We start from the raw sequence: 12,830 nt of genomic DNA, 5'->3' as shown, positions 1-12,830 counted from the left end.
TAAAAGCGGCTTATGATAACCTACTATGCACGACAACTGAAACCTGAACGGTAATATTTTCACTATGAGCCTTCAACTTTCCAACGTAATTTTACACCAGCTGAGCAAGAACGATCAGGATGAGCTGATTGTTAACTATCGTGCTGAATCTCTAGAAAACGATGCTTCATCTGAAAGCCTAGTTGCTGAACTTCACCGTGTTTTTAATTCAAAAGCAGGCAAAGGGTTTGGTTCTTTCAAATCTGACAGCGAATTCCAGCAGTGGTTGCATCAACTTCGTGCTGGTGAGACAAACTTTTACGATTTTTCTCAAAAGAGTGCGCAACGTCTAAAAGACGAACTATCAAAGTACCCATTCGCTGACGAAGGTATCTTGGTAATGGCTGAATATCAGTCACTTGCAACAGATTACCTTTTCATTGGTTTATTGCCTTCAAACCAAAGCCTAAAGGTAACTGAAGGGCTTGATATTAGTGCGACTGACTACCTTGATATCTCAAAAATGGATATCGCGGCTCGTCTAGACCTTTCAACTTATGAGACTGATAAAGAGTCAAACCGTTACTTAACTTACATTAAAGGACGTGTTGGCCGTAAAGTCGCGGATTTCTTCTTAGATTTCTTACAAGCTGAAGTCGGTTTGGATGCGAAACAGCAAAACCAAGTACTGATGCAAGCGGTAGAAGACTTCGTTTCTGACTCTAAATTAGAGAAAGAAGAAGCGATCAGCTACAAAAAGCAGGTTGCGGATTACTGTAACGAGCAGCTTAAAGCGGGCGATGAAGTACAAGTTCGTGAACTTTCTGGTGAGTTGCCAGCAAGCACAGATGGCACAAGCTTCTTTGACTATACTAGTGAGCAAGGCTACGAGTTAGAAGACAGCTTCCCAGCCGATCGCGCAACTATGCGTAAACTAACAAAATTTGTTGGTGCTGGTGGCGGTTTGAATGTTAGTTTTGATAGTCTGCTTCTAGGCGAACGTATCTTTTACGATCCGGAGACAGACACGCTAACGATTAAAGGCACTCCACCGAACTTACGTGATCAACTGACTCGCAATAAGTCATAGTCCGAAGTTAACGGATAAAAGCGGCAGCAGGACGTTGTCGCTTATTTTGTGCTTAATCTTTTAGCTACGGTCATGGCTTCAAGTTAACACGCACAAGGAATATAGATGGAACAATCAGTAGCAAAGCCCAAACGCTTTAAAAAACCAGCCACCTTTTTGGTTGTGCTCTTGGCTCTGTGGTTACTTCCTTCATTGGCTCTTCTTAATCTAAGCCGTTCCTACACCAATTCTCTTGCTCAAATCGAAGAGCTCGGTATTCGAGTCAACGAATTGAGGCAATCGCTTTATTTCTCAGAACCGCTTCGAGTCTCTCGTATCAATGAACTGGCACTCGATGCTCAGTTGGTTTATTCGATCCGACTGCAGATTGAATCTGATTTCCAACACGCCTTGTTTCGACCCGATGTGAACCAACTGTTGTACGTAGCTGATCAGTTCCTAGAAAAGTTTGATGAGTTCATTCCGATAGAAAGCCAAGTTCAAGACATCGTTGATAACATTAAGATCTTGCGTGCTGATAAAGAGCTTTCCCCTAAGCTAAAACCACTACTTAACGAATTCGGCGTTGTGGTATTTGAAGCCATGTATTCTGACAATCAAAGTTCGTCAGCGACTTATCGCGCCTTTGATTCCATTCTGGACAAATCTTATTCGCTAGAAACCGAAGAGCAAGATGCGCTCCAGCAGTTACTGGCTGATGCGTCAGCATTGTTGAGTGATTATGCTCAACTTAACTATTTGGTTGATAAAATTAAGAAAAACTCTGTGAATGAGCAGATCATAAAACTCGAAGCTGAGTTCCATGATCGTCAATTCAACCTATTGTTGGTGATGCTAGGCTTAAGCTTGGTGGCGATGAGCGGGATAGTGTTTTGGGGCGTTAGATCCACAAAAACGATGAAAGAAGCAGAGCAAGAACTCCACTCTGAACTAGAAATTAATTCAAGTAAGGAAGACGCTTCTTCTCGCGATGTTGTTTCCTCAGCAGTGAAACAAGCAGATCACGACGCTTATGTATCCGAGAGCACCTCAACGAGACAGTCTTCCGACCTTCAACCTCCGCAGAGCGTTAACGTTACAAGCCAACCCGTTGTAACGCAAGACTCTATTCAGCAAGCCTCTGAACAGACGCCAGTAGTAGAGAAACACATTGCCAGTGTCACAGATTCAAAGCCTGCGATTGATATTGAAGACATGTTAGAAACGCTCGATGGTGATGCTGAATCTGTCGAACTCTTGCTTGGTGTGTTTGTACAAGACCACGCAGGTGACTACGAGAAGTTTAAGTCTTTGTTGACCAAAGATGAAACCTCCGCGGCTCGCATTGTACATAGCTTAAAAGGCGTGGCTGGCAGTATTAAAGCGTCTCGGTTAGCCATCATTGCCGCAAGTATTGAAATGACAATGAAGCAGTCCAGAGCGATCAGTGAACATGATTTGGCTGAACTAGAGCAGGCTATAAAAGCCTCTGTGGATTCTGCTCATGAATATTTAGACAGTTAGCGTTAACTTTTACAGGATTTTTGACAATACTCTGACGAAGCGCTCATACAATCCGCGCCCTTAGTCTTTGTCAGAGGTTTATATGTTACGAGTTTCAAGTCGAAGTTGGATGGTGTTGGTGCTTAGCATTGTGCTAAGTGGTTGTTCTCTCTTAGAAGTTAAGTTAGATAGTCAAACGACGCCTCTCACTCAACAAGAGTTAAATGCTCGGATCATGACGCGTGAATACGCCAAGATGTTCTTTACACGAGTAGAAGATTCGGCCGATCTCATCGCGCAATCTTACCCTGCTGATGACACGTTACATCAATCTTATGTGTTGCTTTGGAAGATCCATGCAGAGCAGGGCTTACAACAAGCGGCTTACCAAACTTCCCCAATGTCTGCGTTAATTGACTCGTGGGTTTTCACTGCCCAAATGAATCAGTTTTATAGCCAAGGCGATGGTGTGGATCTGTTCGCCACGGATGATGCGGTAGAGACTGCTCGTTTTCTTGACCAAGAAGCCGAGAAACTGGCAAAGGGTGTATTGAGTTCCAGTGATTTCAAAAAAAGCAAAGCATTCGTTGCTCAGTTTGCTGCTAGCCACCCATTTAAAGACCTCACATTCAGAAGCACACCTGCTTACCGTGAATGGCTAAGTTACCTTGGTAAAGATGAATCGCAAATCGTCCAGAGCTTAGGCACCATGCCAGAAGCCATGAGTGACGCATCTGATCGTTTAAGCCTTATGGCTGACCAGACGCCGAAACTTATGTCGTGGAAGGCGGAGCTGGTTGCATTGAATAGCTCGTTAACGGGTGAAGACCTATCGATGACGCTGGAAAGCCTTCGTCAAACATCAGCAAGCATGCAAGACTTCATTGAGAACAATCCTGAGTACATGCAAACACTGGCTTCTATTATGTCGACAGAAATGCAGCCATTGCTCAACGACCTCAGCGATAAAACCGACCAAAAATTAGCGATGCTGAGTGATGAACGTGTGGCATTAGAAAAAATGGTGACACGTGAGAGAGAAGCTCTGGTAGAGATGATTGCGAAAGAGCGCATCGAGATTGCTGGCATTGTGACTTCGGAAAGAGAACTGTTCACACAAGACCTTGATCGTGTCTCTCAAGAGGTGGTGGTACTGGCAATTGATAAACTGATGGAGTTAATCAAAGGTGTGATTATTTACTTCATCCTGTTTATCTTAGTGGTGTTCTTTGCCCCGTTAGGTATCGGTTACTGGTTGGGTAAACGAACCGCCAATAAATAGATAGATAAATAAGTAAATCAGCAGAGCAAAAAAAGAGCGCTCTAGGGCGCTCTTTTTGCATTTATCCATTAACGTTTTGAGTTACGTCCTAAGCGTTAGCTCATAAACTTAAGCTTGTTGCTTGTTTAACTCGGTCGCTTCTTCAGCTTCAAACGCTGGTGCTGTTGGTTCACACTTATCAACGAACCAACCCATGTAAGACGTCACGATAGTCACGATGATACAGATGAAGCTTAACCACATGAAGGGTGCGTAAGACAGCGTCGCAACACCAAGAATACTCGCCATGTAGATGCCGTTGTCACTCCACGGAACCATACCCGACGTTAGCGTGCCACCAAACTCAGCATTACGAGATAGGTTCTTACGCTTGTAGCCTAAACGGTCGTAGTTTTTCGCACAGATTTTTGGCGTAAGGATTAACGATACGTACATTGCAGAACCGAACACGTTACCCATGAAGGCCGTACCAATTGTGCTCGTCGCTAGTGAGCCTGCGCTATTTACGCGGCGCTCAAACACCTTAGCGATCGTCTCTAGTACGCCCACTTTATCCAGTAAGCCACCGAAACCTAGACCAAATACGATAACCGCAACCGAACCCAGCATTGAAGACATGCCGCCACGGTTAAGAATCGAATCAATAAACTCGACGCCAGATGAGATTGAGAACGGTGCCCAAGCAGTGTTGAATGCCGTTAGGAAGTCGATATCTTGGATCATGACTGCCCAGATAATACCCAGCAGAGAACCAAAGCTGATGACCGGGAATGAAGGCATACGGAAAGCCAACAGACCAAGCACGATAAGTACCGGAACGAATGAGTAAGGCGTGATGTAGAACTGAACTTCCATCGCTTTGATGACAGAGTCAACTTGGCTCATGTCAACGTTGCCCGCGTAGTGGAAACCAAACGCAGTAAACATGATGCCTGTAATCACGTAGCTGATTAACGCAACTGGCAACATGCCCTTGATGTGTTCAACCACTTCAACACCAGACATTGAAGAAGCCAAAATAACTGAATCAGAAAGCGGAGACATCTTGTCACCGAAGTAACAACCTGACAGCACGGCACCTGCAGTAATCGGTGCTGGAACACCTAGACCTTGGCCGATACCCATCATCGCGATACCCGCTGTACCCGCAGCGCCCCAAGAAGTACCGGTTGCCAATGCAGTTAGAGAACAGATGATCATGGTCGCTAAAAGGAAGATAGAAGGGTGGATAGCTTTCAGACCATAGTAAATGATAGTAGGTACGATCCCGCCTGAGATCCAAGTACCAACAAGAGCGCCAACGGCTAAAAGTATTAAAACCGCGCCTAAGCCATTGGATATTCCTTTGAGTGCTGCTTTTTCTAAGTCTTTGTATTGGTGTCCAAGACGAATACCAAGAACCATGATAATGAACCAGCCAATATACAAGGCAAGTTGAATTGGAAGGTCAAGCTTTGCAGTAAAGGAAAAAGCAAGGGATAGAAATAGTCCTAACGCGATGAATACCTGCAATAGGTTCGGTAGGCGAGTTTTACTCTGCTTCATAAAAGCCTCTTGTGATTTCGAGCATTTATAGTGCTTCGTTATAGTGTGTGGTGCAAAACGGACACTACAGTAATTAGTTTATTATATCGAAAAAATACGTCCAAGTTGTGATATTTGACTGTTAACTCAATCAATTGTGGTTTCATAATCTAAAATTTTGTTAAATTCATGATTGTTACATGTTGAAATCTGTCGCACGTTGTTTTCGTTTTGTAAAATAAAATTCTGATTAACCTTGATTTAAAAGAGGGAATTACTGTTTGTGATGAGCGTCGATTGAATCGATTTTGGCGATGTAAATGTTTGAATTTGACGATAATGGGCGCTTAATCAATGAGGTGGAGATGGAATGTCGATACAGAGATAACTGCACGATTCATTACGTTCACTTAAAAGAAACGAAAAAGTTACACTTTTTGACAAAAAGCACTTGAGTTCTGTTTCTGAAAAACTTATAGATGGGGGAGAGCAATTTTTAATTTATACATGGAGAGTGAGCGATGAGAGTAGGTCTAGTTGGTTGGCGCGGTATGGTTGGTTCTGTACTGATGCAACGTATGGTTGAAGAGAAAGACTTCGACTTGATTGAGCCAGTTTATTACAGCACATCTCAGATTGGTATTCCTGCCCCTGTTCTAGGTGGTAAAGATGCGGGTCTACTTCAAGACGCTTTTGATATTGATAGCCTAAAACAGCTTGATGCTGTGATTACCTGTCAAGGCGGCGATTACACATCAAAAGTATACCCAGCACTGCGTGAAGCAGGTTGGAAAGGTTACTGGATTGATGCAGCTTCTACTCTGCGTATGGACGCTGATTCAATCATCACTCTTGATCCTGTTAACTTGGCTCAAATCCAGCAAGGCATTCACAGCGGCACCAACACTTTCGTTGGCGGTAACTGTACTGTGAGCTTAATGCTTATGGCTCTAGGTGGTCTGTACGAGAAAGGCATGGTTGAGTGGATGAGTGCCATGACTTACCAAGCGGCTTCTGGTGCGGGTGCTAAGAACATGCGTGAGCTGATCTCACAAATGGGTGTGATCAACGACAGCGTAAGTTCTGAGTTAGCGAACCCTTCAAGCTCAATTCTTGATATCGATAAGAAAGTGGCTGATACGATTCGTTCATCTTCATTCCCAACAGACCAATTTGGTGCTCCGCTTGCAGGCTCACTGATTCCTTGGATCGATGTGAAGCGTGAAAACGGTCAGAGCAAAGAAGAGTGGAAAGCCGGTGTTGAAGCAAACAAGATTCTTGGTCTAGATGGTCAGCCAATCCCAATTGATGGTACTTGTGTACGAATCGGTGCAATGCGTTGTCACGCTCAAGCACTAACGATCAAGCTTAAGCAAGACGTGCCAATGGACGAGATCGAAGAGATCATCGCAACGCACAATGATTGGGTTAAAGTGATTCCTAATGACCGTGACATCACGGCACAGGAGCTAACACCAGCGAAAGTAACAGGCACAATGTCTGTACCAGTCGGTCGTCTGCGTAAGATGTCGATGGGTAACGACTTCCTAAACGCCTTCACGGTTGGTGACCAACTGCTTTGGGGTGCTGCAGAACCACTACGTCGTACTCTGCGCATTATCCTTGCTGAGAAAGCGTAACTGCCTCATTTTTGAGAATAATTAACGAAGAAGCGCCTTAGGGCGCTTTTCTTGTTTCTGATGACAGAAGCCTGACTTTAAAACCTTACCTTTCGTGCGTCTTAAAGTTGGAGCTAGAAAATGAAAGCAAACCTTAAAGGTTTTACTCTTATCGAGTTGATTGTTGTTATCGTCATTATTGGTGTTTTAGCTGTTGTCGCAGCACCTAGGTTTTTAAACATACAACATGACGCTAGGGCTTCGGTTATGGAAGGGCTAGGAGCATCGGTCCATACTGCGGCTGATTTGGCGTTTGAAAAAGCCCGCAGTAGAAGGTATGGAAGACCAAGAATCATATTTGATTCCTGAGTACGGGCGAGTGAAGTTTGGTTACCCCGCGGTTGAAAAAGGGGGAATGGAAAACTTTTTAGCGATTGATTCAGGGTTTCATGACCTGACGACTGAATGGACATGGGCAGCGCATAATAATGGCCCAGTGAGCGACCCAGACCTATGGCTGATTACCCGATCGGAATATTTGTCAGGCGTTCTTCCTAATGACTTCAATACCGCTATCGAGAAGACCCAATGCTATGTGAAATACACGGCCGCAATGGAAGCAAATGATGACTACCAAGTGGAAGTTTTCACAGATGGTTGTTAGTTGCTTTAGTTAGATAGTTAACAAAAAAAAGAGCTCTTAGGAGCTCTTTTTTTGGTTTTTATTCGGTCTCGTCGGTGACGACCCGCTTGTCTGGATCTGCTAATTCGCTAGCACAGTGCTTGCAATAGATGGCGTCCGAATCATGACCCGCTCGGTTGCAGTTAGGACACTTAACCAACTCTTTGTGCGAGTTCATCTCATTACTGAGTTCTGCAGTAATGATCCCGGTCGGCACCGCTAAGATAGAGTAACCCAATAACATGGTTAGTGACGCTATGGCTTTACCAAGCGCGGTCTGCGGCACCATGTCACCATAACCCACCGTAGTGATAGTCACGATCGCCCAATAGATACTGTGAGGAATACTGGTGAAGCCATTGTCAGGACCTTCAATAACAAAGATCAGTGCGCCAAAGATAACCACCAAGATGCCTACGGTGCTAAAGAAGATCAGTATCTTTCGTCGTGCCATTAATAGTGAGCGCAACAGAATATTGGAATCTTGCAGGTAGCGAACCAGCTTTAGGATTCGGAAGATACGCATCACACGCAGCAGTCTCACCACACCCATAAATGAAGCGCCTGGGAAGATGATCGCTAGGTAAGTCGGAAGAATCGCCAATAGGTCAACAACACCATAAAAGCTGGTAGCGTAAGATTTTGGTTTTGGAGAGCAATAGAGCCTTAACAAATACTCAAGAGTGAAGAGCGCAGTGAAGGTGTATTCGATATAACGCAGCTGTTGTGACCATTCGGTCATCACATTAGGGATGGATTCTAAGATCAGAACCAACAGCGAAGCCAAGATTGCAACGATCAGAGATATATCAAATGCACGTCCGGCTGGCGTGTGAGTACCAAAGATAATGACGTACAAATGATGCTTGAGTGGCTTGCGTGACATAAGGAGAGGTTCGTCTTCTGTTAAATGCATTAACAGTCATTATACAAGCTTCATAATAACGAGGCGAGTGAAAGCCCAATTGCTTTACTCGCCTCATCTATATTTCAATATTGTTGCCCTTTATAGAGCAACCAAAATGTCGTTAAACGTTATGCCAAACCTGGGAACAGATTGCGTAGGCCATTGGCGATGAACTCGATGCCCAATGCGCCAAGAATCAGGCCCATGATACGAGTGATCACGTTGATCCCCGTTTGACCTAAAAATCGAACGATAACCGGCGCTGAACGGAACAAAAGCCAAGAGCATGTTGCGAATGCGATGATGCTAATGCCGATGCCGACCGTATCAATAGCAGCAGGGTAGCGAGACCCATAAACAATCGTCGAGCTGATTGCACCCGGACCTGCCATTAGCGGCATAGCCAGTGGAACAACGCCAATTTGCTCTTTGCTGATGTATTCAGATTTCTCTTGTTTGTTCTGCTTATCTTCACCGAGTTTACCGCTCATCATCGAGAACGCGATGCTCAGTAATAACAAACCACCTGCCACACGAAATGAGTCTAGTGAAATGCTGAACATATCAAGCAGCATTTGCCCCGCAACAAGCGACACAATCAAGATCACGGCAACAGCAATATTTGCTTGTAAGGCTGTCCTGTTCCTCTCTTCTGGCGGCATATGAGCCGTAAGAGAAACAAAAACAGGCATGATGCCGATAGGGTTTACGGCAGCAACAAGCCCAAGGAAGAATTGCATAAAGATTGCGAGTTCTAAGCCTTGCATGAGAGCGATCTCCAGTTAGCGTACTTTAAGGTTGAAGGGTTGATCTGTGAATAGTCTAGGCGCGTAATGTAAGGGACAAACTACATTTTCACGAATGAAAAAAACTAACTTGAAATGGGTGATTCTTTTTAGAAAAACTAATTGAATCTCACTTTTGTACTAAGCCTGTTGCAAGCTAGTTGGTAGTGTTTGATTTTGTAATTTATTATTGAGTAACTGTTAACCGACGCACGAAATTAATAAAAATTATGTCAGAATCTAGCCCATGCAACGGTATGGATATACTCTCAGTAGCACGAATATAGCTGTATACATGTAATTTAACGGACTAAAAATGAAACTTTTTTACAGTTTATTACGCTATGTAGAAAAAAGCTGTCTGTTTGCTTGTTTTTTGCGCGAACGAAAAGTGTGAGTTTAATCTATATAAATCATGCTCTTAAGTTCATTTTTGCGATTGTCTTACTACTTTCTGGTTAATTCTTTTTGGGTAACTGATCTGGGTCAATTTTTTTCACACTGTGAAATAATATACTCAGCCCTGAAAGCAATTTACTAAGAACGCTGATGTTTAAGGTTAAAAGCAAGCAGCGAATTTAATAAAAAGTTTTTAATATTTATTATTTTAGGAGATCCACCATGCCTGTAACTAACTTAGCGGAACTTGATGCTCTAGTAGCTCGCGTTAAAGCAGCACAAGAAGAGTTTGCAACATTCTCTCAAGAGAAAGTAGACGCAATCTTCCGCGCAGCTTCTCTTGCTGCTAACCACGCTCGTATTCCACTTGCTCAACAAGCAGTTGCTGAATCTGGAATGGGTATTGTTGAAGATAAGGTTATCAAAAACCACTTTGCATCTGAATTTATCTACAACAAATACAAAGACGAAAAAACATGTGGCATCTTAGAAGAAGATGACAACCTAGGCACAATGACTATCGCTGAGCCTGTAGGTATCATCTGTGGTATCGTTCCAACAACGAACCCAACTTCTACAGCAATCTTCAAATCTCTAATTTCTCTTAAAACACGTAACGGCATCATCTTCTCGCCACACCCACGTGCAAAGAACTCAACTAACGACGCAGCGAAACTAGTTCTAGACGCAGCTGTTGCAGCTGGTGCTCCAAGAGACATCATCGGTTGGATCGACCAACCATCTGTAGAGCTTTCTAACGCGCTTATGAAGCACGACGGTATCGCACTTATCCTTGCTACTGGTGGTCCAGGCATGGTTAAAGCAGCATACTCTTCTGGTAAGCCTGCTATCGGTGTTGGTGCTGGTAACGTTCCTGTAGTTATCGATGAAACAGCTGACATCAAACGTGCTGTAGCATCTATCCTTATGTCTAAGACTTTCGATAACGGCGTAGTATGTGCTTCTGAGCAAGCTGCAATCGTAGTTGGTGAAGTATACGACGAAGTGAAAGAGCGTTTCGCTTCTCACAAAGCTCACGTTCTATCTAAAGCTGACGCTGATAAAGTACGTAAAGTTCTGCTTATCGACGGCAACCTAAACGCTAAAATCGTAGGTCAACCTGCTCCAGCAATCGCTGAAATGGCTGGTGTTAAAGTTCCTGCTGATACAAAAGTACTTGTAGGTGAAGGTCTTGGTAAAGTTTCTTACGATGACGAATTCGCTCACGAGAAACTATCTCCAACTCTAGGTCTATTCCGCGCAGACGACTTCGAAGACGCAGTTGCTCAAGCGGTAACTATGGTTGAAATCGGTGGTATCGGTCACACATCTGGTCTTTACACTAACCAAGATACTAACGCAGACCGCATCCGTTACTTCGGTGACAAGATGAAGACTGCTCGTATCCTAATCAACATCCCGACTACTCACGGTGGTATCGGTGACCTGTACAACTTCAACGTTGCACCTTCTCTAACTCTAGGTTGTGGTTCATGGGGAGGTAACTCTATCTCTGAGAACGTAGGTCCTAAGCACCTTATCAACAAGAAAACTGTAGCGAAGCGAGCTGAAAACATGTTGTGGCACAAACTACCTAAGTCTATCTACTTCCGTCGTGGTAGCCTTCCAATCGCAATGAGCGACTTAGAAGGTAAGAAACGCGCATTCCTAGTAACTGACCGTTTCCTATTCAACAACGGTTACGCAGATGACGTAGTTAGCCTGCTTAAAGCACAAGGCATCGAAGTTCAAACTTTCTTCGACGTAGAAGCGGATCCAACGCTATCTGTTGTTGAGAAAGGCGCTGAAGCAATGAAGAGCTTCCAACCTGACGTAATCCTTGCTCTAGGTGGCGGTTCTCCAATGGATGCTGCTAAGATCATGTGGGTTATGTACGAGCACCCAGAAACTCACTTCGAAGAACTAGCAATGCGCTTTATGGACATCCGTAAACGTATCTACAAGTTCCCTAAAATGGGTCAAAAAGCTGAGCTTGTATGTATCACTACAACTTCAGGTACAGGTTCAGAGGTTACTCCATTCGCTGTTGTTACAGACGACAAGACTGGTGCTAAATACCCACTAGCTGATTACGAAATCACGCCAAACATGGCTATCGTTGATGCGAACCTAGTTATGAACATGCCTAAGTCTCTAACAGCGTTCGGTGGTTACGATGCAGTAACTCACGCTCTTGAAGCTTACGTATCTGTTCTAGCGAACGAGTACTCAGACGGTCAAGCTCTTCAAGCTCTTAAGATGCTTAAAGAATACCTACCATCTAGCTACAAAAATGGTGCGGCTGACCCAATCGCTCGTGAGAAAGTACACAACGCAGCAACTATCGCTGGTGTAGCATTTGCGAACGCATTCCTAGGTGTGTGTCACTCAATGGCTCACAAAATTGGTGCTGAGTTCCACCTACCACACGGTCTTGCTAACGCACTACTTATCTCAAACGTTGTACGTTACAACGCGAACGATAACCCAACTAAGCAGACTGCATTCTCTCAGTACGACCGTCCACAAGCACGTCGTCGTTACGCTGAAGTTGCTGACCACCTAGGCCTAAGCCAAGCTGGTGACCGTACTGCTCAGAAGATTGAACGTCTACTGACTTGGTTAGAAGAGCTTAAAGTTGACCTAGACATCCCACTATCTATCCAAGCTGCGGGTGTTAACGAGTCTGACTTCATCGCTAAACTAGACGAGCTAGCTGTTGAAGCGTTCGATGACCAGTGTACAGGTGCTAACCCACGTTACCCTCTAATCACTGAGCTAAAAGAAGTGCTAACAACTTCTTACTTCGGCCAGCCATATGTTGAAGGCGAAACTTTCGAAGGTACTACAGTTATCCTTAAGAAAGCAGACCAAAAGCCAGCTGAAGCGAAAGCGCCAAAAGCTAAAAAAGAAAAAGCTAACGCATAATCAGTAAGCATTAGTTTTGAGATAAGTTTTCGCTAGCACGATACTTATCTATCGGGAAAAGATGAAAGCCCCAGTCGAGAGACTGGGGCTTTTTTTATGTTTGGTTCGTTTGTAAAACGGATTGAAAGGCATTAGCTCTGTTACTCAATATGA

At 44.1% G+C, this 12,830-nt stretch carries 8 protein-coding genes and 1 pseudogene; 6 read left to right on the top strand and 3 right to left on the bottom strand.

Annotated elements, in window-relative coordinates; genetic code table 11:
* Nucleotides 1–64: 64 nt before the first annotated feature.
* From yejK to MSG34_RS07880, 3 genes are all read left to right on the top strand, one after another.
* Nucleotides 65–1,069 carry a nucleoid-associated protein YejK gene (gene yejK / locus MSG34_RS07890; protein ID WP_248336937.1) on the top strand — a complete coding sequence of 335 codons (1,005 nt, stop codon included), beginning with the start codon at nucleotides 65–67 and terminating at the stop codon, nucleotides 1,067–1,069.
* Between the two features lie 105 nt (nucleotides 1,070–1,174).
* A complete protein-coding gene (locus MSG34_RS07885; RefSeq protein WP_248336936.1) occupies nucleotides 1,175–2,572 on the top strand; it encodes an Hpt domain-containing protein in 1,398 nt (465 codons plus the stop codon).
* A gap of 82 nt (nucleotides 2,573–2,654) precedes the next feature.
* Nucleotides 2,655–3,833, top strand: a complete 1,179-nt coding sequence (locus MSG34_RS07880) for a chemotaxis protein (protein WP_248336935.1) — start codon at nucleotides 2,655–2,657, stop codon at nucleotides 3,831–3,833.
* A gap of 108 nt (nucleotides 3,834–3,941) precedes the next feature.
* Here the strand turns inward: MSG34_RS07880 and nhaC are convergent, their stop codons facing one another.
* A complete protein-coding gene (gene nhaC, locus MSG34_RS07875) occupies nucleotides 3,942–5,378 on the bottom strand; it encodes a Na+/H+ antiporter NhaC (protein ID WP_050620900.1) in 1,437 nt (478 codons plus the stop codon).
* A 500-nt stretch (nucleotides 5,379–5,878) separates the two neighbouring features.
* On the opposite strand from nhaC, the gene asd reads away from it, so the two are divergent.
* Both asd and MSG34_RS24175 read left to right on the top strand, forming a co-directional pair.
* On the top strand, nucleotides 5,879–6,997 hold the full coding sequence (asd, locus tag MSG34_RS07870) for an aspartate-semialdehyde dehydrogenase (RefSeq protein ID WP_248336934.1): 1,119 nt from the start codon (nucleotides 5,879–5,881) through the stop codon (nucleotides 6,995–6,997).
* Between the two features lie 120 nt (nucleotides 6,998–7,117).
* Nucleotides 7,118–7,640 (top strand): annotated as a pseudogene (locus tag MSG34_RS24175) (prepilin-type N-terminal cleavage/methylation domain-containing protein).
* 58 nt (nucleotides 7,641–7,698) lie between these two features.
* Here MSG34_RS24175 and MSG34_RS07855 read toward each other — a convergent pair.
* Entirely contained in the window at nucleotides 7,699–8,544 is an 846-nt protein-coding gene (locus tag MSG34_RS07855; RefSeq protein WP_050620964.1) for an ion transporter, read from the bottom strand.
* Between the two features lie 149 nt (nucleotides 8,545–8,693).
* A complete protein-coding gene (locus tag MSG34_RS07850; protein WP_004734056.1) occupies nucleotides 8,694–9,332 on the bottom strand; it encodes a YchE family NAAT transporter in 639 nt (212 codons plus the stop codon).
* A gap of 639 nt (nucleotides 9,333–9,971) precedes the next feature.
* Between MSG34_RS07850 and adhE the strand changes: the two genes are divergently transcribed.
* On the top strand, nucleotides 9,972–12,677 hold the full coding sequence (gene adhE, locus MSG34_RS07845; protein WP_017056490.1) for a bifunctional acetaldehyde-CoA/alcohol dehydrogenase: 2,706 nt from the start codon (nucleotides 9,972–9,974) through the stop codon (nucleotides 12,675–12,677).
* The last annotated feature ends 153 nt before the right edge of the window (nucleotides 12,678–12,830 follow it).

Source organism: Vibrio sp. 1CM2L, from assembly GCF_023161695.1.
GTDB lineage: Bacteria > Pseudomonadota > Gammaproteobacteria > Enterobacterales > Vibrionaceae > Vibrio > Vibrio coralliirubri.
The sequence above is the reverse complement of the archived record's forward strand: the minus strand, read 5'-3'. Positions and strand labels throughout refer to the sequence as shown.